This is a genomic window from Pseudomonas sp. GM78 (assembly GCF_000282475.1).
Classification (GTDB): Bacteria; Pseudomonadota; Gammaproteobacteria; order Pseudomonadales; family Pseudomonadaceae; genus Aquipseudomonas.
The window spans coordinates 1-24,995 of the sequence record NZ_AKJF01000155.1 but is presented as its reverse complement, the minus strand read 5'-3'; the positions used below and the strand labels follow the sequence as shown (position 1 = coordinate 24,995).

The following is a 24,995-nucleotide window of genomic DNA, read 5'->3' as shown; positions in this document are numbered from 1 at the left end:
GAGCATGCTCGCTCCTACAGGCTTTTCCAAGTGACTCGCCGTAAGGGCGAAACCATAAGAAGCCGTTACCGCAGCAATGGATATGTACTCCGACAATAATAGGTCGGAGACCGCCTTCGCTGCGATGCGGCGACCCGACAAGCCGGCCCCTACAAAAAGCGGCCTCCAAACCAGTGAAAGCCACAGAAAAAGCCGACATCACTGTCGGCTTTTTCGTAGATCACTGCTTCGGCGATTCACCCGGTTTCGGCGCTGGATCATCAAACAGGTTCAACCGCTCACGCAGCTCATGGGCCGGCAGCGGCTCCTTGTCCGCCGGCAACGCGTTCGGGTCGACCGGTGCAGCCGGTGCGGTTCCCGGAGCGGCCGAACCATGCGGTGCATCCGGAGCAGGTTCCGCGCCTTGCGAACCTTCGATGGCACGCTGGGCCTTCTTGGTCAGCACCACGATGTCGATACGGCGGTTGACCGGGTTGAACGGATGCTCGCGATCGAACAGGGCCGACGAGGCATAACCGACCACGCGCGCCACCTGCGATTCGGGATAGCTGCCCGCCACCAACGCACGGCGCGCGGCGTTGGCACGGTTGGCCGAAAGCTCCCAGTTACCGAATTCGCCAGTGCCGCTGTAAGGCTTGGCATCGGTATGGCCGCTGATGCTGATCTTGTTCGGCACGGCCTTGATGGTGTCGGCCATGGCCAGCAGGATGTCTTCAAAATAGGGTTTCAGGCGCGCCGAGCCTGAGTCGAACATCGGCCGGTTCTCGGCGTCCACGATCTGGATACGCAAACCGTCCGGAGTGATCTCGAACAGGATCTGGTCTTTGAATTTCTGCAGTTGCGGGTTCTCTTCGACCTTGTTCTGCAGCTCTTGCAGCAGCAGTTCCAGGCGCTCCTTCTCCACCATCTCGGCCATGCCTTCGACCTGTTCGACGTCGACCGTCACCTTGTCCGGCTGCGGCTGGGTCTTCATTTCGGGGTTGAGGGTGTTATCCGGCGCCATGGTCGGCGTGCCGCCCAGATCGATGATGTACGGCGTGCCACTTTCGGAAAAGCCGATCGGGTCCTTGAAGTAGCCGGCGATGGCGATCTTCTGTTCCGGGGTGGCGGTGGACAGCAGCCACAACACCAGGAAGAACGCCATCATCGCCGTGGCGAAGTCGGCGAAGGCGATTTTCCAGGCGCCCCCGTGATGCCCGCCGGCGATGCGCTTGACGCGCTTGATGATTATCGGCTGGTTGTTCTCCATGGCTTATCGACCGCGAACCGCTTGTTCCAGCTCGGCGAAGCTAGGACGGTGCGCCGGGTACAGGACCTTGCGCCCGAACTCCACGGCCAGCGATGGCGGCATGCCGGAAGCGGACGCCACCAGCGAGGCCTTGATGGCTTCGTAGACGTTCAGTTCTTCCTTGGCATCGTGGGCCAGGGAATGCGCCAGCGGGCCGAAGAAGCCGTAGGCCGCGAGAATACCGAAGAAGGTACCCACCAGTGCCGCACCGACGTGCAGGCCGATGGACTTCTGGTCGCCCTCACCCAGCGAAGCCATGGTGACCACGATACCCAGGACCGCCGCGACGATACCGAAACCGGGCATGGCGTCGGCGATACCGTTCACCGCGTGGGACGGGTGCTCCAGGTCTTCCTTGAGGCTGTAGAGCTCCATGTCGAACAGGCCTTCCAGCTCATGGGGTGCCATGTTTCCGGAGGACATGATGCGCAGGTAGTCACAGATGAACGCGGTCATGCGCTCATCCTTGAGGACCGTCGGGTACTTGGCGAAGATCGGGCTCGCCGCGGCATCTTCGATGTCCGCTTCGATGGCCATCATGCCTTCGCGGCGGCTCTTGTTGAGAATCTCGTAGATCAGGCCCAGCACTTCAAGATAGAAAGCATGGCTGAAACGCGAACCGAACATGCTCAGGGACTTCTTGAGCACGTGCATGGTCATGTAGCCGGGGTTGGCCTGGAGGAATGCACCGAGGGCCGCACCACCGATGATCATGACCTCGAAAGGCTGGATCAGGGCGGCAATCTTGCCATGGGAGAGCACGTATCCGCCGAGCACGCTCGCGAATACGACGATGATGCCGATAATTTTAGCCATAGGTAGGAGAGCACTTACTGAGTCGGGTTCAAGGTCATATTCGGAAGTTAAAAAATCTCTTCTTCTACTTATCGGCAAAACTGCGCCAGACTATAGCCAGTTCAGGCGAAAAGCTAATTTGACCCCCTCGGGGCACAGGTATTGTTGACGATGATCGCCTCCAGACATGGCTAGACAAACAAACGCCCCGACGCCAACACCGACCACGCTCGAAGGCTGGACCAAGCTTCTCGACGGCGTGCGCCTGCCGGTTCCACAGGCCAGTCATGACCGTGTCTGCCGGGCCATGCGCGACTGCCGCAGCTCTGTGCGCAAGATCGCCGACTTGATGCAGGACAGTCCGGCCCTGGCCTTGAGCGTTATTCGCGAGGCCAACCGGTACAACCATGGTGGCATGACCGAGCCGGCGGAAAATCTTGAAGTTGCCATCAATCGCCTCGGCTTGAAACGCACCGAGGAGCTGCTCGCGCGACTGCCCGCCGTGCCCCAGGGCGAGATCCCGAAAGCCTTGCGACAGTTGCAGTTGATCAGCCAGCACGCCAGCCAACAGGCCAACGGTTTTTTTGCCAGCCGCCTGGCCCGCCTGTGGCAGGACATCCACTGGGGCAGCCTGCTGTTCCTGTCGCCGCTGTGGCCGCTGGCCCTGACCCATCCGCACCTGCTCGAAGACTGGGAGCTGCGGGTCATCCATAAAGGCGAATCGGCGCGTAACGTCGAAAAGCAACTGTTCGGCGCTCGCCTGCTGGAAATCGGCCTGGCCCTGGTAAACCTGTGGCACCTTCCGATCTGGGTGCAACAGGGGTATCGACTGCTGCTCACCGAGCAACGGGAGCTGGTCAAAGTCCTGCGCATTGCCCGTGACAGCGAGCATCCACTACGCCAGCAGAACCAACTGGACGATGACCCGACCCTGCGCCGCTGGCTCAATCAACCGGCCAACACGGTGCTGCTGGCCAACGGCCTGGCGCTCTCGGCGCACCAGGCCTGGGACAGTCCGCACAGTGAGCGCTGGCAGTACCTGACCAGCCTCTACCTGCAAATACCGATGGACCAGGTGCAACAACAACTGCACCAGCAAGCCGCCAACAGTGCGCGTAACCACGCCATGCCCGACCTCTGGCATCCCGCTGTGGCGCTGATCTGGCCATGGGGCACGAACCCTGTGCATGCCGGTTTGCTGCCAGCCCCGGCCCCCACCGCCGAAGACCTGGCGAAGTGGCGCAAGCAATGCGCCGAGTTGTTGGTCGAGCCGAGTCGCTTCACCAATGCCATCCACCTGACCACCTCTGCCCGCGACGCACTGGTTGCCTGTGGCATGCGCAGGGTGATGATCCTGATGGCCGACCGCACCCACTCACAGCTGCGCGTGCACCAGACCGCCGGCTTGCCTGACGAAGTGGCCGGCCTGAACTTTGTCGTCAGTCAAAGCGCCGTGCTGCAACGCCTGCTCTCGCAACAGGCCCAGGTACGCCTGACGCCCCTGAACAACGCGCAATTTTCCGCGTTGCTGCCCAACAACCTGCGCAGCCAGTTCAGCGGCGAACACTTGTTGCTGCGTTCGCTGCTCAACAATGGGCGGGTGATCATGATCGTCGTGGCAGACCAGGGTGGCGGGCCGTTCTCGGACATCACCGTGCAAGCCTTCGGCAAAACCGCACAATGCATCGAAAAAGCGCTGCACAGCTTTAGCCAGCGCGGCCAATAAGGCTGCGCTACAATCCCCCCTTTTGTGCTCTGGAGACCTCACATGTCTGACTTCTCTGGCTTGCCGCTGGTGATCGAGCCGAGCGACTTGCTCCCTCGTCTCGAGGCCCGCGAACTGATCCTGGTGGACTTGACCAGCCCCGCCCGCTACGCCGAAGGGCACATTCCCGGCGCGCGCTTTGTCGATCCTAAACGCACGCAGCTGGGGCAGGCGCCCGCCCCGGGACTGATGCCGCCGCAGGCAGCACTCGAAACCTTGTTTGGAGAGCTGGGGCACAACCCCGATGCCGTCTATGTCGTCTATGACGACGAAGGCGGCGGTTGGGCCGGGCGCTTCATCTGGCTGCTGGACGTCATTGGGCACAGCAAGTATCACTACGTCGACGGTGGTCTGACGGCCTGGCTGGCAGAGGGCATGCCCATGTCGATCCAGATCCCGCCATCCGCCGGCGGCCCGGTTGCGCTGACCCTGCACGACGAACCCACCGCCACCCGCGAATACCTGCAAAGCCGTCTCGGCGCTGCCGACCTGGCGATCTGGGACGCACGCGGGCCGCTGGAGTATTCCGGCGAGAAAGTCCTGGCGGCCAAGGGCGGCCACATCCCTGGCGCGGTGAATTTCGAATGGACCGCGGGCATGGACAAGGCGCGTAACCTGCGCATCAGTACCGACATGCCGCAGATCCTCGAACAGCTCGGCATTACGCCTGACAAAGAAGTGATTACCCACTGCCAGACTCACCATCGATCTGGCTTCACCTATCTGGTGGCCAAGGCTCTCGGTTATCCGCGGGTCAAGGGCTACGCCGGCTCCTGGGGCGAATGGGGTAACCATCCCGATACGCCCGTAGAGATTTAAGGTTTTTAAGGACAGTTAATGAACAAGCGTCTGTTTATCGTCAGCCAATACCTGCTGCCCCACAACCTGCTCTCGCGCCTGGCCGGCTGCATTGCCGAATGCCGCGTGCGCTGGTTCAAAAATGCGTTCACCGCGTGGTTCGCCAAGCGCTACCAAGTGAACATGTCCGAGGCACTGGTCGAAGACCTGACCGCCTACGAGCACTTCAACGCGTTCTTCACCCGCGCCTTGAAAGACGGCGCGCGCACGCTGGACGAAACGCCTGGCGCAATCCTCAGCCCGGCGGACGGCGCCGTCAGCCAGCTCGGCCCGATCGAGCACGGTCGTGTCTTCCAGGCCAAGGGCCACAGTTTCAGCGTGCTGGAACTGTTGGGGGGCGATGCGGCGAATGCCGCGCCGTTCATGGGCGGTGATTTCGCGACCATCTATCTGTCGCCGAAGGACTACCACCGCGTGCACATGCCACTGGCCGGCACCCTGCGCGAGATGGTCTACATCCCGGGCCGCCTGTTCTCGGTCAACCAGACCACTGCTGAAAACGTTCCGGAATTGTTTGCCCGCAACGAGCGCGTGGCGTGCATTTTCGACACTGAGCGCGGGCCGATGGCCGTGGTGCTGGTGGGCGCGATGATCGTGGCATCGATCGAAACCGTGTGGGCCGGGCTGGTGACGCCGCCCAAACGCGAGCTGAAAACCTTCCGCTACGATGAAGCCGCGCGCGCGCCGATCCATCTGGAAAAAGGTGCGGAACTGGGGCGTTTCAAACTGGGTTCGACCGCTGTCGTGCTGTTCGGGCCGGATCAGGTGAAGTGGGCTGAAGAACTGGTGGCGGGTTCGCCGGTGCGGATGGGTCAGGGTATGGGCTCACCGAAAGCCTGAAGGCCAACCTGTATCCCTGTGGGAGCGGGCTTGCCCGCGATAGCGGTCTAACAGTCAACATTGATGTTGAACATTAGCCCGTCATCGCTGGCAAGCCAGCTCCCACATTGATTTGCGGCGCTTTACAGCTGGCCGTCGCGGTCGCGGAAGCCCAGCAGGTACAACACGCCATCCAGCCCCAGCGTCGAAATCGCCTGCTTGGCCGACTGCTTGACCAGCGGCTTGGCGCGGAATGCCACGCCCAACCCGGCAATCGCCAGCATCGGCAAGTCATTGGCACCGTCGCCGACTGCAATGGTCTGCTCCAGACGCAAGCCTTCCTTGTGTGCCAGTTCCTTGAGCAAATCAGCCTTGCGCTGTGCATCGACAATCGGCTCGATCGCCACGCCGGTCACCTTGCCGTCGACCACTTCCAGTTCGTTGGCGAACACGTAGTCGATGCCCAGCTTGGCCTGCAACTGCTTGGCGAAGTAGGTGAAGCCGCCCGACAGAATCGCGGTCTTGTAGCCCAGGCGCTTGAGTTCGGCGAACAGGGTTTCAGCGCCCTCGGTCAGGCGCAGCGAGGCCCCGATCGAGTCCAGCACACCCACATCCAGGCCTTTGAGCAACGCCAGGCGTTCCTTGAAGCTGGCGCGGAAGTCCAGTTCACCGGCCATCGCCCGCTCGGTGATTTCCGACACCCTGTCACCCACGCCTGCCGCCTTGGCCAGCTCATCGATGACTTCGGCTTCGATCAGGGTCGAGTCCATGTCGAACACCGCCAGGCGGCGGTTACGACGGAACAGCGAATCTTCCTGAAAGGCGATGTCGACGTTCAGTTCCTGCGCGACGCTGAGGAATTCGGCCCGCAGTGCCTGCGGATCAGCCGCCTCGCCACGTACGGAGAACTCGATGCAGCCCTTGCCTTTATCGGCCGGGGTATCCAGCGGCATGCGCCCGGACAGGCGATCGATGTGGTCGATATTCAAGCCATATTTAGCGGTGATCGAGCTCACGGCCTGCAATTGCCCGGCGGTGACCTTGCGAGTCAGCAGGGTCACGATGTGGCGTTTTTTGCCCTGGTTGCCGACCCACTGCTGGTAATCCTCTTCGGACACCGGCGTGAACCGCACCTGTTGATCGAGCTCATAGCCCTTGAACAGGATGTCCTTGAGCACCGACTTGCCTTGTTCGGTATCAGGAATTTCAACCAGGATGCCGAACGACAGGGTGTCGTGGATCACCGCCTGACCAATGTCGAGAATGTTCACACCACCCTGGGCCAGAACGCCGGTAATGGCCGCAGTCAGACCCGGACGGTCGACTCCCGTGATGTTTATCAGGACGATTTCGCGCAAGGCGCACCCCCGCAGGTGGAAAAAAACCGCATTCTACCCACATTCAGTGACCATCGGGCACCGTGAGCGCTTTGACGGTCTAGGGCCTGTCGCTATACTGCGCGTCAACTTCACGGACAAAAGAGCCGAGCTCAAGTGAACCGGCCCACGCCAGTAAAAACCGATAACTTCTTCCTGCTGATCTTCCGTGCACTGCGCCACCGCCGTGTACCGATAGCATTGCGCATTGCCAGCCATAACGTGATCCTGGTCGCCCTGGCCCTGGTGATCTACGCCTGCGTGATGGGTTTGCAGTTCAAGCAGGCCATGCACGAGCAAGCCGATGCGCTGGGTGAAAGCCTGACCATGCAGACGGCCTCCTCCGCCACCGAGCTGTTGGTGTCCAACGACATCCTCAGCCTCAACGTGCTGCTCAATAACCTGACCAAGAACAAGCTGGTGGCCCACGCCGCCATCTACAGCATGGATAACCGCATCCTTGCCGAGGCCGGCCAGCGTCCCAAGCACGGCCTGCTGGGCGAAGCCGAAGGCATCTATCAGAGCAAGATCACTTTCCAGGACGTGACCGCCGGTCAGCTGCGCATCAGCCTGGACATGGATCAGTTCCAACAGCCGATGACCATCAGCTTGCAAAGCATGGGGATCTTGAGCGCGATCCTGCTGGCCCTGTCCCTGGCCTTGAGCCTGCGCATGGGTCGATACCTCTCCACGCCACTGCTGCAATTGCGGTTGTGGCTGCGCAACATCGACGAATACACCCCGGCCACCGAGCGTAATGACGAGATCGGCGACCTGGCGCGCCAGCTGCATGCCGACTTCGCGCCGGAACCGGCCGAACCGGAACCCGTGCCGGACCCCGAACTGGACGACATCGATGACGACGATGCCGAACCGGGTTTCGAAGTGCGTAACCTGCGCGATCCGAGTTTCGATGAAAGCCGCCCGATGGCCGCGATGAAAGCTGCGCCACGGCGTGTGGTCAGCACCGTTGAAGATGATGACGATGAGGCGTTCGCCGATTTGCTCGATGATGTGCCAGCCAGCACGGTGAAACCATTGGTCAAGCCTGTGGCTTCCAACGTACCGCAGCACAGCGCCGTTCTGGCGGTACAGCTGGGCTCACAGGAGCAACTGCGACGCCTGCCGCGGACACGCTTGGAAGAGCTGACTAAACGCTACCGCGACTGCCTTGACCAGGCGGCCTCGCTCTACCAGAGCGAACTGCACACCCTGAACGATGGCAGCACCCTGATGCTGTTCCACAACGAAGACAGCGGCGACGATTACCTGACCAACGCCATCTGCTGCGGCGAGCTGCTGCGGGCGCTGGGCCATCAACTGCAGATCGAAGTCGCCGACAGCGGCATCACCTTGCAATTGCAGCTTGGCCTGACCCTGGGCGACGAGCTGTTCGGCCTGAGCCAGATCGACCTGTTGCTCACCGACGCCGCACAGGATGCCCTGGCCCTGTCGCAACACAGCCGCAACCTGCTGCTGGTAGAGCGCAAGATCAGTGACGATACCCTGATCCGCCAACGCGCACGGATACGCCCGATTGCCAGCCCTGAGGGCGCCTGCTGCGTGGAGCGGTTGATGGAGCCTTATCCGTCGATGCTGGAGCGACAACTGGCGCGGATGCACGAACGCCGGGCCTAAAAGCCCTGTTATGAAGAAGCCCGCAGGCGAGTGATCGTCTGCGGGCTTTTTTGTTGCCCGTCCTGGCGCTATCGCTGGCAAGCCAGCTCCCACAGTGATTGATGTCGTACACAAAATCAGCGCTCAACAGATAACCTGTGGGAGCTGGCTTGCCAGCGATGAGGCCATCAGCAGCACTGGAAATCTCCAACCTGCAGAAACAACAAGGCCCGCATCATCGCGGGCCTTGTTTTGAATCCATTCAGACTTAGAAGCGAAACACTTCCATATCCGTACGGATCGGTGCAGCCATCGGGATCTTCGGCTGTTTTTCCTGTTCCGCCGCAGGCGCCACAGGCTTGGATGCCGGCTTTTTCGGGGCTTCGGCAATCGGTGGCTGGTTGGCCAGCGGCTTGAGCGCCACCGACAGCTGTTCAGCGAGTTTCTGCAACAACGCACCCTGTGCCTGAACCTGAGCCGCGGTGCTGCCGGCGTGCTGTTCCTGCAGGTGGATGATGCGGTTATCGCGCACCTGGCCACGACGGTCGATCAAACGCCATTGCGCATCGAGGATCGCCGGTTGCGAGGCCCCCGAATCCAGACGCGTGATGGTCAACAGCACCTGTACATCCGGAGTGAACCCCGTTGTCGCAGGCGCCAGCACTACGCGCTGGCTGTCGAGGTGACCAGCCACCTGACGCAGCAACAGCTGATCGATGTCGGACGACAGGCTGCCAGCCCAACGGCCATCGGCCGAGGCTTGCAGGCTGCCGTCAGGCTGACGCTGCAGCAGGGTTTCGCGCTGCAGGTAGTCCGCCACGGTTACCGGGCCCAACAAAACCGCCATGCCCGCGCTTTGCGCAGGCTGAACCGGACTTCCGCTGTCCAGTTGATACAGCGACACCGGCTGGTGAACGCTGCAACCCGCCAGGCCAAGAACGCCGGCGAGCATCAGAATAAAAGGAAGGCGCAGAGCAGTCATCGTCCCATCCAGGTGATTGCCACAAGGCTAATCACAGTGAAAATACTCAATAAATATGAAGAACGCTCGGCCACGCCGGCGCTTGAAAGGCCATATCATCCGTGAATATGCGTTCCGACTCCAGCGCCAAAGCACCGATCTACGCGTTAAATCGCAGATCAGGCGCTCTAGGACGCTTAATTGAGGTTTTCGACGAGCAGCGCATCCACCCTCTGGAAGCCACGTGGCAGTTTGTTACCACGACGCCCACGCTCACCTTTGTAGTGCTCGAGGTCGTCTGCTTTCAGTGACAAGGTACGTTTTCCGGCCTGCAGCACCAAGGTGGCGCCATCCGGCACAACGGCGATGTCCGTAACATACTCTTCGCGACTGGCCACGCGCTCACCGGAAATCCCGATGATCTTGTTGCCTTTGCCCTTACCTAATTGTGGCAGATCGCTGATCTTGAAGATCAGCAGGCGACCTTCGGTGGTCACCGACGCCAGCCAGTTATGCTCACGATCGGCTACCGGACGCGGCAGGATCACCTTGGCGTTGTTCGGCAGGCTCAGCAGGGCCTTGCCCGCCTTGTTCTTGGCCTGCAGGTCTTCACCCTTGACCACGAAACCGTAACCGGCGTCCGAGGCGATGACGTACAGCGCATCGTCTTCGGGCATCAGCACGCATTCGAAACTCGCCCCTGGCGGCGGCGTCAGACGGCCGGTCAGCGGTTCGCCCTGGCCACGGGCCGAAGGCAAGGTGTGTGCGGCGACCGAGTAGCTGCGACCGGTGGAGTCGATAAACACCGCAAACTGGTTGGAACGCCCTGCCGCCAGGGCCTTGAAACCATCCCCAGCCTTGTACGAAAGCCCGGTTGCGTCGATGTCATGGCCCTTGGCGGAGCGAACCCAGCCTTTTTCCGAGAGCACGACGGTGACTTTTTCATTCGGCAGCAAATCGTGCTCAGTCAGCGCTTTCGCTTCAGCACGCTCGACGATTGGCGAGCGACGGTCGTCGCCATAGGTCTCGGCGTCCTTGATCAGCTCGCTGCGCACCAGTTTTTTCAACTTGGCTTCGCTGCTCAGCAGCGCTTGCAGCTTGGCTTGTTCCTTGAGCAGTTCATCCTGCTCGGAACGCAGCTTCATCTCTTCCAGGCGCGCCAATTGACGCAGACGCGTGTCGAGAATGTAGTCGGCCTGGATTTCGCTCAGGGCGAAACGCTCGATCAGCGCGGCCTTGGGTTGCTCCTCGGTGCGGATGATGTGAATCACTTCATCCAGGTTGAGGTAGGCGATCAACAAGCCGTCCAACAGGTGCAGGCGACGCTCGACCTTGTCCAGGCGGAATTGCAGGCGACGACGCACGGTCCGGACCCGGAACTCCAGCCACTCGACCAGCAGCGCCCGCAGGTTTTTCAGTTGCGGCTTGCCGTCCAGCCCGATGATGTTGATGTTGACCCGGTAGCTCGACTCCAGCTCGGTGCTGGCGAACAGGTGCTGCATCAAGGCATCGTGGTCGAAGTTTTTCCGGGCGACCGGAATAATCACGATTCGGCACGGGTTCTCATGGTCCGACTCGTCGCGCAAGTCGGCGATTTGCGGGGCTTTCGACGGTTTGGCCTGCATCATCGCCGCGATCTGCTCCAGCACCTTGGCACCCGAAACCTGATGCGGCAGCGCGGTGACGATGATGTCGCCGTCTTCGATGTTATACACGGCGCGCATACGCACCGAACCACGACCTGTTTCGTAGATTTTCAGCAGGTCGGCGCGCGGCGTGATGATTTCAGCTTCGGTCGGATAATCCGGGCCTTGGATGTGCTCGCAGAGCTGTTCGACCGTAGCCTTGGGCTCATCGAGCAAACGCACGCAGGCACTGGCGACTTCGCGCAGGTTGTGCGGCGGCACATCGGTGGCCATGCCGACGGCGATACCGGTGGTGCCGTTCAGCAGAATATTCGGCAAACGTGCCGGCAACACCAGCGGCTCGTCGAGTGTGCCGTCGAAGTTCGGGCCCCAATCCGCTGTGCCCTGGCCCAATTCGCTGAGCAGCACTTCGGAATAACGCGACAGCCGTGCTTCGGTGTAACGCATGGCGGCGAAGGACTTGGGATCGTCCGGCGCACCCCAGTTACCCTGGCCGTCGACCAGCGTGTAGCGGTAGCTGAACGGCTGGGCCATCAGCACCATGGCCTCGTAGCAGGCCGAGTCGCCATGGGGGTGGAACTTGCCGAGCACGTCACCGACGGTACGCGCCGATTTCTTGTGCTTGGAATCGGCGTCCAGCCCCAGCTCGCTCATGGCGTAGACGATACGCCGCTGTACCGGTTTCAGGCCGTCGCCGATATGCGGCAAGGCACGGTCCATGATCACGTACATGGAGTAGTTGAGGTAGGCATTTTCGGTGAAGTCAGCCAGTGATCGGCGTTCTACACCGTCCAGGCTGAGATCAAGGGAGTCGCTCATGCGGGCCTCATCGGTTCGTTGTCTGGCGCAGCAGCATGGTGCCACCGCGCTGGGTAAATTCAAGTTTGTTCAGTGCGCTCATGCCGAGCAGCACTTGGTCGCCATCCAGTCCTGGCACGACGAGGGCGCGCACATCACGCAGCACAATGTCGCCCAGTTGCAGGCGGTCGACGCGGGTTCGATAACCCTCGGTACGACCATTGGCGGTGCTCAGGGTCACCCCGAAGCCTTGTTCCAGTTTCAGCCTTTCGGCCAATTGCGCCGGGATCGCCACATCGGTCGCCCCGGTATCGAGCATGAAATTCACCGGCTGGCCATTGATATGGCCGCTGGCAACGAAATGTCCCTGGCCGTTACTGACCAGTTTCACTTCGACATAACCATCGCCGCGCTCCGAGCTCACGACCACATTCGGGTTTTGCTGGCGCTCTTCCCACTGACCGAAAAACCGCGTCGCCAGGAACAACGCGGCGCACCAGGCCAGGACCATCAAGACCCGACCGGCGCGCTTGCCCGGCGTTTGCTGGCTCATGGCTTGGCACTCCAGCCACCTTCAGGTGCAGCAAAACGCCAGACGATCGGACGCACCTCGCCATCGGCACGGGCACCGGTGTTGTTGTCGACCCCGATCCAGGCACCCTCGGCGTCCACGATCAATGCTTCGGTGAGTGCAAATTCCTGGGGATAACGACGGTTTTCCTGCAGCGCCTCATCGGCAAACGACCAACAGCGTTCGACCTTGGCCGTCACCGCATCACGACGACAAATCTCGAACGCGTTGCGCTCAAGGGTAAACAGCTTGCCGTTGAACCATGACAGGTCGGCAAAATCCCGGGGCATCGCCCGGGCGCGGGGAAATTGTGCAGGTTGCATTTCCTTTCCCCCTTCGCTCAGCAGCACGCAACCGCCATCGCAATCCCACACAGTCTGCTTGCGCTTGACCAACAGCAACCCGCGACTCTCGCGCTCGGCAGCCAACCACAATTGGTCACCTTGCGGATTGATCGCCAGGCCTTCGAACAATGCATTGAAGCGCAGCAACATGCCACTGGCCCGCGCTTCGCGCACCATGAGCGGCGAAATTTTCAGCCAGGAGGCCGGCCCCGTTGGCGGAATTTGCAACACCCCCGCATGGGATTCGCTGACCACGTAGCGATTTCCGGCGCTGTCGCAGGAAATCCCTTCGAAATCCAGGTCACCGCCGCGCACGAACGAAGACACCCAGGCCCGCGAACGCAAACCCCAGGGCAAGCCGCTGTCGGGCACGGGAGGAACGCCGATGCCCACCGCTTCCGCGCGCCAGACACCGTCACCCGTCTCGAGGCGGTAAATCTGATCGTCGTCGCGGTCGGAGACCGTCCACAGCTCATTGCCGCACTGGGCCAGCCCGGACAGGTTGCCACCGCGCATGCCGTCCACGGCATGTTCGGACAACAGGCGCAGCTGCGGTGTCGGCTTGGCAGACACCGTCATCGAGGTCAGCAGCAACGCACACGCCAGGGCAAAGCCCAGCCGCATCAGCCCAGCACCTCCGCCAGGTTGCCCTTGGACTCCAGCCAGTTCTTGCGGTCACCGGCGCGTTTTTTCGCCAGCAGCATATCCATCATTTCCGACGTCGCGGCGAAATCCTCACCCAGGGTCAACTGCACCAGGCGCCGGGTGTTCGGATCCATGGTAGTTTCGCGCAACTGCGGCGGGTTCATCTCGCCCAGGCCTTTGAATCGGGTGACCTGCGGCTTGCCGCGCTTCTTCTCGGCCACCAGGCGATCGAGAATGCCGTCGCGCTCGGCCTCATCCAGGGCGTAGTAGATCTCTTTGCCCAGGTCGATGCGGTACAGCGGTGGCATGGCGACGTAGACGTGACCGGCATCCACCAACGGGCGGAAATGCTGGACGAACAACGCGCAAAGCAGGGTTGCGATGTGCAGGCCGTCGGAGTCGGCGTCGGCGAGGATGCAGATCTTGCCGTAGCGCAGCTGGCTCATGTCCGCGGCGCCCGGATCGACGCCGATGGCCACGGCGATGTTGTGCACTTCCTGGCTCGCCAGCACTTCGCTGCCGTCGACTTCCCAGGTGTTGAGGATCTTGCCGCGCAACGGCAGGATCGCCTGGAACTCTTTGTCCCGCGCCTGCTTGGCCGAACCGCCGGCGGAATCACCTTCCACCAGGAATAGCTCGGAACGCATCGGGTCCTGCCCGGCGCAATCGGCGAGCTTGCCCGGCAACGCCGGCCCCTGGGTGATGCGTTTGCGCTCGACCTTCTTGCTGGCCTTCAGGCGACGGCCGGCGTTGTTGATAGCCAGTTCCGCCAGCGCCAGGCCGGTTTCCGGGTTGGCGTTAAGCCACAGACTGAATGCATCTTTGACCACACCGGAAACAAACGCCGCCGCCTCTCGGGACGACAGACGCTCTTTGGTCTGGCCGGAGAATTGCGGCTCCTGCATCTTCATCGACAGCACGAAAGCGATGCGCTCCCAGACGTCTTCCGGCGCCAGCTTCACCCCACGCGGCAGCAGGCTGCGAAATTCGCAGAACTCGCGCATGGCGTCGAGCAGGCCCTGGCGCAGGCCGTTGACGTGGGTGCCACCCTGGGCCGTCGGGATCAGGTTGACGTAGCTTTCCTGCACCGCGTCGCCACCTTCCGGCAGCCACAGCAGCGCCCAGTCGACCGCTTCCTTGTTACCGGCAAAAGCGCCGCAGAACGGCTCGTCCGGCAGACGCTCGAATTCGCTGACGGCATCGACCAGATAGGAACGCAGGCCATCTTCGTAATGCCATTCGACTTTCTCGCCGGTGGCCTTGTCTTCAAAACTGACCAGCAGCCCAGGGCACAGTACGGCCTTGGCCTTGAGCACGTGCTTGAGGCGGCTGATGGAGAACTTCGGCGAATCGAAATATTTCGGATCCGGGGCGAAGAACACGCTGGTCCCGGTGTTGCGCTTGCCGACCGTACCGACGATTTCCAGCTCGGTTTTCTTGTAACCGTCGGCGAAGGTCATCTGGTATTCGTTGCCGTCACGTTTTACACGCACCCGGACTTCGGTCGACAAGGCGTTGACAACCGAAATACCCACCCCGTGCAGACCGCCGGAGAACTGGTAGTTCTTGTTGGAAAACTTGCCGCCCGCATGAAGCTTGGTGAGGATCAGTTCGACGCCCGAAACGCCTTCTTCGGGGTGAATGTCCACTGGCATGCCACGGCCGTCATCGCTGACTTCCAGCGAGTGATCGGCGTGGAGGATGACCTGCACCGATTTGGCATGCCCGGCCAAGGCTTCGTCGACGCTGTTGTCGATGACTTCCTGGGCAAGGTGGTTCGGCCGACTGGTGTCGGTGTACATGCCGGGGCGTTTGCGCACCGGGTCGAGGCCCGAGAGGACTTCGATGGCGTCGGCGTTATAAGAGCTAGCGCTGGGAGTGGCCATGGGGTCTCGTCGTCAGTCTTTCATTGAAAATAGGGGGCAAGGTTTCACAGCGCGGTGAAATCAATCGCCTGATACAAATCTGCGCCAATGCCGGCAAAACTCAGCATCGCCGGTAGCTGCTCGGCAAAACCCTGGTAACCATGGTCGCCACCCGCCTGGATGCGCAAGGCACAGGCCCGGTAATACTGCTGGGCATGGCGATAGTCCAGCGTTTCGTCACCGGTCTGCAACCATACCTGATAGCGCTGCGGATCCTGGGGTGCCGGCACTTCCAGCTCGGCGAGGGCCGTCACGTGGTCGAGGGTCATTTCCCAGGTCTGTTCGGTATACAGGTTTTTCTGTGTCCCCAGGAACCCGTCGAACATCCGGTGCGGGCTGACGGCAGGGTTGATCAACAGGGCTTTCAAGCCATGGCGCTCGGCCAAGTGAGTCGCATAGTAGCCGCCGAGCGAGCTTCCCACCAGCAGCGGCCGTCCGAGCGCTTCAATCGCCTGCTCCAGTTGAGCGATGGCCTCGCGGGGATGGTGATGCAGGGCCGGCACCAGCAGATGATCGCTCAAGCCCAGGCGCTCCATCACTTCGCTCAACTGAGTGGCCTTTTTCGACGCAGGCGCGCTGTTGAAGCCGTGGATATAAAGGATCGAGCCGGACATTTGAACTCCCTGGGCGTCGGGTAAAGAGGCGGAGTTTACAGGGAATCTGGGATAGATATAGAAATCGGCGGTGCCTGTGCGGACGCCATCGCGAGCAGGCTCGCTCCCACATTGGGCCTGCGTCGACCACTAATCCCCTGTGGAGCCTGCTCGCGATGGCCGCGCCTCGGTATATGGAAACGACAAATATGTCAGTAGCCGTCGGAGCCGTAATCGACCTGGAAGTCGAACCCGGTCACACGCTCCACACCGGTTTCAAGCCGCCCATCCGGCAACAACCGCAGCCAGCGATACCCCGGCGCCTGCTCCCCAACCTTGAAATCCTCGCTGCCCGGTTCGAACTGAATGCAGGTCGATGGCGAGGCGATCAGACGCACGTTGTTACGCAATTGATCGATTTTCTGGTGCACATGCCCCCACAGAACGGCGCGTACCTGTGGAAAACGATCCAGGACCTCAAAAAACGCTTCGGGATTACGCAGCCCGATTGGCTCCATCCACGCACAGCCAATCGACACCGGGTGATGGTGCAGGCACACCAGATGATGCCGCTCTGGCGCCTCGCTCAATGAACGAGCCAGCAGTTGCAACTGTTCGTCCTGCAAATACCCTGGCACCGAGCCAGGCACAGCCGAATCGAGCAGTGTGACCCGCCAGTTGCCGATATCCACCACCGAGTCCAGCAAAGCACTTTGCACCGCGGCCTCGGCCATGATTTGCGGTTCGTCGTGGTTGCCGGGAATCCAGCGGGCCGGCGCGTCGAGCTGCCGGGTCAACTCACGAAACTGCTGGTAGGACTCAAGCGTGCCGTCCTGGGACAGATCGCCAGTCGCCAGGAGCAGATCGATCCGCGGCTGCTGCACACGCACCAATTCAATGACTTTTTGCAGGCTGTCGCGGGTATTCATGCCCAGCAGCGTCCTGTCCGCCTCGGCAAACAGATGACTGTCGGAGAGTTGCACCAGCAATGCCGGATCGGCGCTGGTCAGTGTGGATACGCTCGGCAAGGTGTTCTCCCAGGGCGTGAACACGGATCGGGTGATAGGCGTAATTATGCTGGGAGACGATCGAAAGGGGAAACCTGTGAACCTGACGCAGTTCACAACTAACGGACGACTTCGTACTCATGCCCCAGCGCCAGGCAATGGCTCAGCCACTCGCCCAGGAACATGTTCAGCTGGGCCTTTTCGTCGGGCTGGTGCATCGAGGCGTTCGGGTAAGGATAGATGCCGCGAAAGCGTCGCGCATGCTCGGCGCTGACCACTTCGGCCATGCACGCGTCGTGATAGACCTGCACTTCCAGTTGCGGCACCGGCAGCCACGGCAGGCTGTGTTCCTGGCGCACCTGCAGGGTGGTGGTGTAGGGACAGACCTGCAGCACCTCCAGCGCCAACACGCCCAGCATCTGGTCGCCGTGGGTCACGGCGATGCGCCGCGCTGCCGGCTCGCTGCGCATGTCCGGCAACAGTCGCATCAGGCGCGCGTAGTTCGCCTCACAGGACGCCTGCAGCCCCACGAGGTCCACCCGATAGCGATCGCGCAGTTTGTTTACGACCATAGCCCCCTCACTTCAACGCGATTCAGTGCCAGCCATTGCAAGGCAATGATGCTGGCCGCGTTGGCAATACGTCCGTCGCGTACGGCTTGCAGGGCATCTTCGAAAGCCCACACCGTGACGCGGATATCTTCAGCCTCTTCCTCCAGCCCATGCAGGCCGCCTGCCCCACTACTATCGCAACGTCCAAGGTACAAATGCACGAATTCGTTGCTGCCGCCCGGCGATGGAAAATATTGGGTCATCGGCCACAGCGCCCCGATCACAAGCCCAGCTTCCTCCTGCGCTTCGCGGTGAGCAACTTCTTCCGGTTGCTCGTCCTTGTCGATCAGACCAGCGACCAGTTCGATCAACCATGGATTGCCGGTCTTGCCCACGGCGCCGACGCGAAACTGCTCGATCAGCACCACTTCATCGCGCTGCGGGTCGTAGGGCAGCACGCACACCGCATCGTGGCGCACGAACAGTTCACGGCTGATTTCGCGGCTCATGCCGCCGGCGAACAATTCGTGGCGCAAGTGCACGCGATCGAGCTTGTAGAAACCCTCGAAGCACTTTTCGCGCCGAACGATATCCACGGCGGTCGGAATGGCTTTGGCAAAATCAGTCATGACTATCCTCTTACTTCAAACCGATACGAGGTTCGTTCTTCCTGGAACCTCGACTTCGCGCCATCCTAACGCGCCCGTGAGGTTTGATGCAGCCCCTTTACCTTCAGCGAGATAGACGGTGAGGGCGAAACCCACTCTAATTAGCTTAGTGGCGAACTGACTGCTCCGTTGATAGTCGAAGCGGGTAACTTTTTGCCTTTCCCTGTTTTATGAAGGACACCCATGTCACTTTTTAAAATTGCCTCCGTGGCCGCTCTCGCCCTGACCCTGGGCGCTTGCCAGAGCCTGTTCCAGCCCAACTATCGCGCGCCGCTGGAAACCACCCGCGACGCCACCGAGCAGCTCAAGCCAGGTTGCAGCGACCAGGATTGCCCGCTGGTGAACATCGACACCCTGCACTTCCCCGCCGAGCCTGCGCTTGACGGCATCATCGAAAAACGCCTGCTGCAAATGACCCGCACCTCGCCCGACGCCCCGGTGGCGCCGACGTTGGCGGCCTATCGCGAACAGTTTTTGCGCACCGCCGGCCCGCGCAACAGCAGCTATCTGCAAGCCAAGGTACGTGAGCAGCATGACGGACTGGTGATCATCGAGTTGTCGAGTTACCTGGACACCGGCGGCGCCCATGGCACGCCGGGTCGAGGTTTCATCAACTATTCGCGCCAACAGCAAAAAGTGCTGACGCTGTCCGACATGCTGGTGCCAGGACAGGAAGAGGCGTTCTGGAAAGCGGCGCAGGTGGCGCACAACAGCTGGTTGATCAGCACCAAGCTCGATCAGGAACCGGAGTTCGTCAAGAGCTGGCCGTTCCAGAAAACCCAGAACGTGGCGCTGACCTATGGCGGGGTGATCCTCAAGTACGAAACCAGCAGCATCGCGCCTTACGCGCTGGGCCATGTCGAACTGAAGATCCCCTACCCCCGCCTGAACGGCATCATCAAGCCCGAGCTGTTTCCCGGCCGTAACTGAAGGCCCGGCCCAGCACCAGCTGCAGCAGCCCTGCGAGGATCAGCGCCGGCAGGGTTGCGCCGATATCCGGATACAGATTGGCCAGCAGGTGATAGGTGCTGACCCCGCCCAACCAGGCGAGCAGCGCCGGCCAACGCAGGGCAGCTGAGGCGACCTGGCCACTGCGCTTGCGCAGGATGAAGTGGTCCACCAGCACCACGCCGAACAGCGGCGCGAACACCGAACCGATCAACAGCAGGAAGTTCTGGTACTGGGCCAGGGGCGCCAGCAAGGCGATCAGGGTGCAGACCACGCCGATGGCCAAGGCCAGGTGTTCGACTTTCAGGCGCAACAGAATCCCGCTGGAAACCGCTGCCGAGTGAATGTCGGCGAAGGCATTTTCCGACTCGTCCAGAAGAATCAAAAGCAGCGGAATCCCCAGACCGGCACCGGCCAACGCCAACAGCAAGGCATTGACTTCACCGCTCGGCGCGAACGCCAGGGTGTAGGCCACGCCCAGGCTCATCAGCCAGAAATTGCCGATAAAGAAGCCGATTGCAGTACCACCGAAAACGTTTTTCGCCCGCTTGCCGAAACGCGAGTAGTCGGCGATCAGCGGCAGCCACGACAGCGGCATGGCGATGGCAATGTCAAAACCCACGGCAAACGGCATCGAACCGTCGCCGGCCTGGGCCCACAAGGCGGCCAGGTCAGCCTTGGCGAACAGGTTCCAGGTCAGCCAGAAGCATGCGGCCAGCAGCAGCCAGATGCCCCATTTGCGCAGGATCTGGCGCACGAAGGTCAACGGACCGCTGACGGCCAACAGGGTCGCCAGAGCGCCGAAGAACAGCGTCCACAGCATCGGGTTGGACAGTGCGCTGCCATCGCTGAAGGCCTTGGCGCCCAACAGGCTGGCGGCATCGCGCATGACGATGATCTCGAATGAGCCCCAACCGATCAGTTGCAGCAGGTTCAGTATGGCCGGCAGGCTCGCGCCACGTTTGCCGAGGCTGAGCTTGAGTGCGGCCATCGACGACAGGCCGGTGTCGCTGCCGATCACGCCGACGGCTGCCAGCAGCAGAACGCCGACCAGGGTGCCGAGGAAAATCGCCAACAACGAGCCGGACAGGCCGAGGCCGGGCGCGAGCAGAGCACCGGTCTGCAGCACCATCAGGCCGATGCCGAGGGAGAACCACAGGGAGAACAGGTCGCGACCGCCAAAGACTCGTTTGTCGATCGGCACCGCGATGTCGGGTGAATAGGTACTTGGTTGAATGCTCAAGGGTGTTATCTCAGAGGGACATTTGTTGTTGTGTGGATCGCAATCGCCAGCAGGCTGGCTCCCACAGGGGACATGTGAAAGACACAGATCCAATGTGGGAGCCAGCCTGCTGGCGATGGGGCCTGTGCAGGCCCCACCCTTTCAGGTCAAATCAAACTTTCTGGTACAGCTGGCTGCCTTCCTGCTTGAAGCGCTCGGCCTGTTCGGCCATGCCTTGGGCGACGTCCACGTCCACCGCTTCGATCCGTTGGTTGGCCGCGTACTCACGGACTTCCTGGGTGATTTTCATCGAGCAGAATTTCGGCCCGCACATGGAGCAGAAGTGCGCGACCTTGGCCGAATCCTTCGGCAACGTCTCATCGTGATAGGAACGAGCGGTGTCCGGATCAAGGCCCAGGTTGAACTGGTCTTCCCAGCGGAATTCGAAACGCGCCTTGCTCAAGGCATTGTCGCGGATCTGCGCGCCCGGGTGCCCTTTGGCCAGATCGGCGGCGTGAGCAGCGATCTTGTAGGTGATGATCCCGGTCTTCACGTCATCCTTGTTTGGCAGGCCCAGGTGTTCCTTCGGCGTCACGTAGCAGAGCATGGCGCAACCGAACCAGCCGATCATCGCCGCACCGATGCCCGAGGTAATGTGGTCGTAGCCCGGCGCAATGTCGGTGGTCAGCGGGCCGAGGGTGTAGAACGGCGCCTCGTCGCAGCATTCGAGCTGCTTGTCCATGTTCTCTTTGATCAACTGCATCGGCACATGGCCCGGGCCTTCGATCATGCACTGCACGTCGTGCTTCCAGGCGATCTTGGTCAGCTCGCCGAGGGTTTCCAGCTCGCCGAACTGCGCTTCGTCGTTGGCGTCGGCAATCGAACCAGGACGCAAGCCATCGCCCAGCGAGAAGCTGACGTCGTAGGCCTTCATGATTTCGCAGATGTCTTCGAAATGGGTGTAGAGGAAGTTCTCTTTGTGGTGCGCCAGGCACCACTTGGCCATGATCGAACCGCCACGGGAAACGATGCCGGTGACGCGTTTGGCGGTCATCGGCACGTAGCGCAGCAACACGCCGGCGTGGATGGTGAAGTAGTCGACGCCCTGCTCGGCCTGCTCGATCAGCGTGTCGCGGAACAGCTCCCAGGTCAGGTCTTCGGCCACGCCGCCGACTTTTTCCAGGGCCTGGTAGATCGGCACGGTGCCGATCGGTACCGGCGAGTTGCGGATGATCCACTCGCGGGTTTCGTGGATGTGCTTGCCGGTGGACAGGTCCATGACCGTGTCCGAACCCCAGCGAATGCCCCAGGTCAGTTTCGCCACTTCTTCTTCGATGGACGAACCCAGGGCGCTGTTGCCGATGTTGCCGTTGATCTTCACCAGGAAGTTACGGCCGATGATCATCGGTTCCAGTTCGGTGTGGTTGATGTTGGCTGGAATGATCGCGCGGCCACGGGCGATTTCGTCCCGGACAAACTCTGGAGTGATGATTTTCGGCACGCTGGCACCAAAGCTGTGACCGGCGTGTTGCTGATCCAGCAGGCCGGCGGCGCGGGCCACTTCCAGCTTCATGTTTTCGCGGATGGCGACGTATTCCATCTCGGCGGTGATGATGCCTTTGCGCGCGTAGTGCATCTGGCTGACGTTGGCGCCCGGCTTGGCGCGGCGCGGGTTGTTGACGTGGGCGAAACGCAGCTTGGTCAGTTCCGGGTCGGCAAGGCGTTCCTGGCCGAAGTTGGAGCTCAGTCCGCTCAGGCGTTCGGTGTCACCGCGGGATTCGATCCACGGCGAGCGCACGTCGGCCAGGCCTTTGCGCACATCGATGATCACGTTGGGGTCGGTATAAGGACCCGAGGTGTCGTACACCACCACCGGTGCATTGACTTCGCCGCCGAAGTCGGTCGGCGTCACGTCCAGGCTGATTTCACGCATCGGCACGAGGATGTCCGGGCGAGTGCCCTGGACATAGATTTTTTGCGAGCGGGTAAACGGCTGCACCGATTGTTGATCGACCTTGGCCGAGTCACTCAGGTTGGTGGCGATTTTTGCTTTTGTAGTCATCACGGGCTCTCCAGACAGCATCCAGGCAGTGGATTTTTGTCGGAGCGAACCTGTAAACGAATGGACGCACGGGCGCTGGAAAACCAGCTGTGCTGTGCTCAGTGCTCGAGGGGTGTTCGATTGTCGAACAACATCCCGGACGAAGCACAAGAGGACTCGCCGGGTGACGAGAAATCTTGTTCCCTACGCAGGCGCTAACCTGATCAGGTTCAACGGGATCCGAAATTATTCGATCTCAGCCTCATAGCAAGGCACCCCGACAAGAACCCGGCCAGTCTAGACACAACTGGCAAAGAACGCCAACACCGCTGCAAACACCATGATGAATGGCGCAATTAGCGCGATCGCCAGGATTGTTGCCGCTCGAATGCACAACTACACTCGCTACGCCAAGCTGCGCATTGACGTTGCACAGGCAGCGCCTTAGCCTTGGCGCTCAAATTACTTGTGTAATATTTTTACTAGGGATCGCCTATGCTGCGCAAACTCTCACTGGCCGTTGCCGTGTCTTGTGCGTCCATTGGAATGGCCTGGGCAGCAGAAGCGCCCTTATCGACCAAGAACGATCTGGTCAGCGTCTATCAGGAGGCGGTCGACAACAACGCCGACCTCGCGGCGGCCATCGCCCAATATGGCGCCCAGAAAGAAGTCGTACCCCAGGCCCGCGCCGGATTGCTACCCAATCTTTCGGGCGGCGCCGATGTCAGCAGCGTGCGCACCTCGATCGATCAGCCGGCGGCCACGGCCAACCGCAATGCCCATTCGTACCAGGCGACCTTGGCGCAGCCACTGTTTCGCGCCGATCGCTGGTTCCAGTTCCAGGCCGCCAAGGACGTCAACGAACAGGCCGCCCTGCAACTCTCGGCGACCCAGCAAAACCTGATCCTGCAAACCGCCGACAGTTACTTCAACGTGCTGCGCAGCCAGGACAACCTGGCCTCGACCAAGGCCGAGGAAGCCGCGTTCAAGCGTCAGCTCGACCAGTCCAACGAGCGCTTCGATGTCGGCCTTTCGGACAAGACCGACGTCTTGAACTCACAGGCCAGCTACGACACCGCACGTGCCAACCGCATTGTTGCGCAGCGCCAGGTGGATGATGCGTTCGAAGCCCTGGTCACCCTGACCAACCGACAGTACAACGCGATCTGGGGCATTTCCCATAACTTGCCGATCCTGCCGCCAGCTCCTAACGATGCCAAGGCCTGGGTCGAAACGGCGGCCAGGCAGAACCTCAATCTGCTAGCCAGCAACTACGCTGTCAGCGCCGCCGAGCAAACCCTCAAGCAGCGCAAGGCCGGCCATGCACCGACCGTCGATGCGGTGGCGCAATACAGAAAAGGCGACAACGATGCACTGGGTTTCAGCAACCCGAGCGCATTCGGCCAGCCGTACAAGGGCGACGTCGAGCAATCCTCGATCGGCCTGCAACTGAACATCCCGATCTACAGCGGCGGGCTGATCAACTCCCAGGTGCGCCAATCCTATGCACAACTGGACCAGACCGAGCAGCAACGTGAATCCCTGCGTCGCTCTATCGTGGAAAACACCCGCGACCTTCACCGCGCGGTGAATACTGACGTCGAGCAGGTCCAGGCGCGCAAGCAATCGATCATCTCCAACCAGAGCGCGGTGGAAGCGACCGAAATCGGTTACCAGGTGGGTACGCGCAACATCGTCGACGTGCTGGATGCGCAGCGCTCGCTCTACACCTCGGTACGCGACTACAACAACACCCGTTACGACTACATCCTCGACAACCTGCGCTTGAAGCAGCAGGCCGGTACGCTGAACCCGGGAGATCTGCAGGACCTGGCACGTTGGCTTAATCCCAACTACAACCCGGACAAGGACTTCCTGCCGCCGGACCTGGCGAAGGCTGCGGCTGAACAACTCAAAGCCCGGCCCTGAGAAAACCTCTGTAGGAGCAAAGCTTGCTCGCGATGGCGTCCTTGAGATCGCTATCGCGAGCAAGCTTTGCTCCTACAGGGTTTGTGTGCGCTGCATGATTCGGTCTACCGATCGATCAGCCGACCTAGCCCATCGAGCAACCGCTGCAACGCCCCCTGATTGGTGCGCATTACCTTCAAGCCCGCCTCGGCCATGCGCTGCGCATCGCGCGGCAATTCGAACAGGCGCTGCACCGCCACCGCCAGCCCTTGCGCATCCTCAACCTCCTGCAACGCCCCGGCACTGCGCAACTGCGCGGCGATCTCAAGGAAGTTGAACAGGTGCGGGCCACTGAGCACCGGCTTGGCCAAGGCCGCCGGCTCAAGCAGGTTATGCCCGCCATTGGGCACCAGGCTACCGCCGACGAATGCACTGTCGGCCAGGGCATAAAGAAACAACAGTTCGCCCATGGTGTCGCCCAACAGCACCGATGTGGCGGCGGTGACCGCCTCTGCACTGGAGCGCCGCACCGTGGCAAAACCCTGCTGGCGACACAATTCGAACACCGGATTGAACCGCTCGGGATGGCGCGGCACCAGGATCAGCAAGGCATCGGGATGGCTCGCCAGCAACTGACGGTGGGCCGCCA

20 protein-coding genes, 1 pseudogene and 1 riboswitch are annotated in these 24,995 nt (G+C 61.2%); of the genes and pseudogenes, 6 read left to right on the top strand and 15 right to left on the bottom strand.

The features are described 5' to 3' along the window. Window positions 1-220: 220 nt before the first annotated feature. Both motB and motA read right to left on the bottom strand, forming a co-directional pair. The gene (gene motB, locus PMI35_RS07410; protein ID WP_008063577.1) at window positions 221-1,249 is read right to left on the bottom strand and encodes a flagellar motor protein MotB; all 1,029 of its coding nucleotides are present in this window, start codon (window positions 1,247-1,249) and stop codon (window positions 221-223) included. Between the two features lie 3 nt (window positions 1,250-1,252). Continuing rightward, complete coding sequence (gene motA / locus PMI35_RS07415) at window positions 1,253-2,104, bottom strand: flagellar motor stator protein MotA (protein ID WP_008063575.1); 852 nt, start codon at window positions 2,102-2,104, stop codon at window positions 1,253-1,255. A 166-nt stretch (window positions 2,105-2,270) separates the two neighbouring features. Between motA and PMI35_RS07420 the strand changes: the two genes are divergently transcribed. From PMI35_RS07420 to asd, 3 genes are read left to right on the top strand one after another with little or no spacing between them, the layout of a single operon-like run. Next, window positions 2,271-3,809: an HDOD domain-containing protein gene (locus PMI35_RS07420; RefSeq protein WP_008063573.1), complete on the top strand. Its 1,539-nt coding sequence runs from the start codon at window positions 2,271-2,273 to the stop codon at window positions 3,807-3,809. Between the two features lie 42 nt (window positions 3,810-3,851). Further along, window positions 3,852-4,667, top strand: coding sequence for a rhodanese-like domain-containing protein (locus PMI35_RS07425; protein ID WP_008063571.1), 816 nt, complete (start codon window positions 3,852-3,854; stop codon window positions 4,665-4,667). Window positions 4,668-4,685: 18 nt separating this feature from the next. Further along, a complete protein-coding gene (gene asd, locus PMI35_RS07430) occupies window positions 4,686-5,546 on the top strand; it encodes an archaetidylserine decarboxylase (protein ID WP_008063566.1) in 861 nt (286 codons plus the stop codon). A gap of 122 nt (window positions 5,547-5,668) precedes the next feature. Here asd and serB read toward each other — a convergent pair whose 3' ends face one another. Continuing rightward, complete coding sequence (gene serB, locus PMI35_RS07435; protein WP_008063564.1) at window positions 5,669-6,883, bottom strand: phosphoserine phosphatase SerB; 1,215 nt, start codon at window positions 6,881-6,883, stop codon at window positions 5,669-5,671. A gap of 135 nt (window positions 6,884-7,018) precedes the next feature. Between serB and PMI35_RS07440 the strand changes: the two genes are divergently transcribed. After that, window positions 7,019-8,539 carry an AhpA/YtjB family protein gene (locus PMI35_RS07440; RefSeq protein WP_008063561.1) on the top strand — a complete coding sequence of 507 codons (1,521 nt, stop codon included), beginning with the start codon at window positions 7,019-7,021 and terminating at the stop codon, window positions 8,537-8,539. A gap of 247 nt (window positions 8,540-8,786) precedes the next feature. Here the strand turns inward: PMI35_RS07440 and PMI35_RS07445 are convergent, their stop codons facing one another. From PMI35_RS07445 to PMI35_RS07485, 9 genes are all read right to left on the bottom strand, one after another. Next, the gene (locus PMI35_RS07445; protein WP_008063559.1) at window positions 8,787-9,500 is read right to left on the bottom strand and encodes a PqiC family protein; all 714 of its coding nucleotides are present in this window, start codon (window positions 9,498-9,500) and stop codon (window positions 8,787-8,789) included. Between the two features lie 176 nt (window positions 9,501-9,676). After that, window positions 9,677-11,944, bottom strand: a complete 2,268-nt coding sequence (gene parC, locus PMI35_RS07450; RefSeq protein WP_008063558.1) for a DNA topoisomerase IV subunit A — start codon at window positions 11,942-11,944, stop codon at window positions 9,677-9,679. Between the two features lie 7 nt (window positions 11,945-11,951). After that, entirely contained in the window at window positions 11,952-12,476 is a 525-nt protein-coding gene (locus PMI35_RS07455) for a retropepsin-like aspartic protease family protein (protein ID WP_008063554.1), read from the bottom strand. Further along, on the bottom strand, window positions 12,473-13,462 hold the full coding sequence (locus tag PMI35_RS07460; RefSeq protein ID WP_008063552.1) for an esterase-like activity of phytase family protein: 990 nt from the start codon (window positions 13,460-13,462) through the stop codon (window positions 12,473-12,475). The genes PMI35_RS07455 and PMI35_RS07460 overlap by 4 nt, the downstream gene beginning before the upstream one ends. Further along, the gene (gene parE, locus PMI35_RS07465) at window positions 13,462-15,369 is read right to left on the bottom strand and encodes a DNA topoisomerase IV subunit B (protein ID WP_008063544.1); all 1,908 of its coding nucleotides are present in this window, start codon (window positions 15,367-15,369) and stop codon (window positions 13,462-13,464) included. The genes PMI35_RS07460 and parE overlap by 1 nt, the downstream gene beginning before the upstream one ends. Before the next feature lie 44 nt (window positions 15,370-15,413). Further along, a complete protein-coding gene (locus PMI35_RS07470) occupies window positions 15,414-16,022 on the bottom strand; it encodes a YqiA/YcfP family alpha/beta fold hydrolase (RefSeq protein WP_008063543.1) in 609 nt (202 codons plus the stop codon). 191 nt (window positions 16,023-16,213) lie between these two features. Next, window positions 16,214-17,029 (bottom strand): 3',5'-cyclic-AMP phosphodiesterase, encoded by an 816-nt coding sequence (gene cpdA, locus PMI35_RS07475; RefSeq protein WP_008063542.1) that lies wholly within the window; start codon window positions 17,027-17,029, stop codon window positions 16,214-16,216. Between the two features lie 98 nt (window positions 17,030-17,127). After that, window positions 17,128-17,580, bottom strand: coding sequence for a DUF1249 domain-containing protein (locus tag PMI35_RS07480; protein ID WP_008063540.1), 453 nt, complete (start codon window positions 17,578-17,580; stop codon window positions 17,128-17,130). Next, complete coding sequence (locus PMI35_RS07485) at window positions 17,571-18,188, bottom strand: NUDIX domain-containing protein (RefSeq protein WP_008063539.1); 618 nt, start codon at window positions 18,186-18,188, stop codon at window positions 17,571-17,573. The genes PMI35_RS07480 and PMI35_RS07485 overlap by 10 nt, the downstream gene beginning before the upstream one ends. A 222-nt stretch (window positions 18,189-18,410) precedes the next feature. Here PMI35_RS07485 and PMI35_RS07490 point away from each other — a divergent pair, with 222 nt between their 5' ends. Beyond that, window positions 18,411-19,157, top strand: a complete 747-nt coding sequence (locus tag PMI35_RS07490; protein WP_008063538.1) for an RsiV family protein — start codon at window positions 18,411-18,413, stop codon at window positions 19,155-19,157. Here the strand turns inward: PMI35_RS07490 and cytX are convergent. Both cytX and thiC read right to left on the bottom strand, forming a co-directional pair. After that, window positions 19,126-20,418 (bottom strand): putative hydroxymethylpyrimidine transporter CytX, encoded by a 1,293-nt coding sequence (gene cytX, locus PMI35_RS07495; RefSeq protein ID WP_008063537.1) that lies wholly within the window; start codon window positions 20,416-20,418, stop codon window positions 19,126-19,128. The genes PMI35_RS07490 and cytX overlap by 32 nt on opposite strands. Window positions 20,419-20,569: 151 nt before the next feature. Further along, the gene (gene thiC, locus PMI35_RS07500) at window positions 20,570-22,459 is read right to left on the bottom strand and encodes a phosphomethylpyrimidine synthase ThiC (protein ID WP_008063536.1); all 1,890 of its coding nucleotides are present in this window, start codon (window positions 22,457-22,459) and stop codon (window positions 20,570-20,572) included. A 163-nt stretch (window positions 22,460-22,622) separates the two neighbouring features. Next, a riboswitch (TPP riboswitch) is annotated at window positions 22,623-22,728 on the bottom strand. Window positions 22,729-22,933: 205 nt separating this feature from the next. On the opposite strand from thiC, the gene PMI35_RS07505 reads away from it, so the two are divergent. Further along, window positions 22,934-24,367, top strand: coding sequence for a TolC family outer membrane protein (locus tag PMI35_RS07505; RefSeq protein WP_008063535.1), 1,434 nt, complete (start codon window positions 22,934-22,936; stop codon window positions 24,365-24,367). A 104-nt stretch (window positions 24,368-24,471) separates the two neighbouring features. Here the strand turns inward: PMI35_RS07505 and PMI35_RS07510 are convergent. Continuing rightward, window positions 24,472-24,995 (bottom strand): annotated as a pseudogene (locus PMI35_RS07510) (glycosyltransferase); the annotation flags it as partial.

What these genes read in the sequence shown, in the direction of transcription:
- PMI35_RS07485 (WP_008063539.1), bottom strand. Translation starts at nt 18,188, where the DNA reads ATGACTGATTTTGCCAAAGCCATTCCGACCGCCGTGGATATCGTTCGG.
- asd (WP_008063566.1), top strand. Translation starts at nt 4,686, where the DNA reads ATGAACAAGCGTCTGTTTATCGTCAGCCAATACCTGCTGCCCCACAAC.
- PMI35_RS07445 (WP_008063559.1), bottom strand. Translation starts at nt 9,500, where the DNA reads ATGACTGCTCTGCGCCTTCCTTTTATTCTGATGCTCGCCGGCGTTCTT.
- PMI35_RS07490 (WP_008063538.1), top strand. Translation starts at nt 18,411, where the DNA reads ATGTCACTTTTTAAAATTGCCTCCGTGGCCGCTCTCGCCCTGACCCTG.
- motA (WP_008063575.1), bottom strand. Translation starts at nt 2,104, where the DNA reads ATGGCTAAAATTATCGGCATCATCGTCGTATTCGCGAGCGTGCTCGGC.
- PMI35_RS07455 (WP_008063554.1), bottom strand. Translation starts at nt 12,476, where the DNA reads ATGAGCCAGCAAACGCCGGGCAAGCGCGCCGGTCGGGTCTTGATGGTC.
- PMI35_RS07425 (WP_008063571.1), top strand. Translation starts at nt 3,852, where the DNA reads ATGTCTGACTTCTCTGGCTTGCCGCTGGTGATCGAGCCGAGCGACTTG.
- PMI35_RS07420 (WP_008063573.1), top strand. Translation starts at nt 2,271, where the DNA reads ATGGCTAGACAAACAAACGCCCCGACGCCAACACCGACCACGCTCGAA.
- PMI35_RS07460 (WP_008063552.1), bottom strand. Translation starts at nt 13,462, where the DNA reads ATGCGGCTGGGCTTTGCCCTGGCGTGTGCGTTGCTGCTGACCTCGATG.
- parC (WP_008063558.1), bottom strand. Translation starts at nt 11,944, where the DNA reads ATGAGCGACTCCCTTGATCTCAGCCTGGACGGTGTAGAACGCCGATCA.
- thiC (WP_008063536.1), bottom strand. Translation starts at nt 22,459, where the DNA reads ATGACTACAAAAGCAAAAATCGCCACCAACCTGAGTGACTCGGCCAAG.
- PMI35_RS07505 (WP_008063535.1), top strand. Translation starts at nt 22,934, where the DNA reads ATGCTGCGCAAACTCTCACTGGCCGTTGCCGTGTCTTGTGCGTCCATT.
- motB (WP_008063577.1), bottom strand. Translation starts at nt 1,249, where the DNA reads ATGGAGAACAACCAGCCGATAATCATCAAGCGCGTCAAGCGCATCGCC.
- parE (WP_008063544.1), bottom strand. Translation starts at nt 15,369, where the DNA reads ATGGCCACTCCCAGCGCTAGCTCTTATAACGCCGACGCCATCGAAGTC.
- PMI35_RS07470 (WP_008063543.1), bottom strand. Translation starts at nt 16,022, where the DNA reads ATGTCCGGCTCGATCCTTTATATCCACGGCTTCAACAGCGCGCCTGCG.
- PMI35_RS07480 (WP_008063540.1), bottom strand. Translation starts at nt 17,580, where the DNA reads ATGGTCGTAAACAAACTGCGCGATCGCTATCGGGTGGACCTCGTGGGG.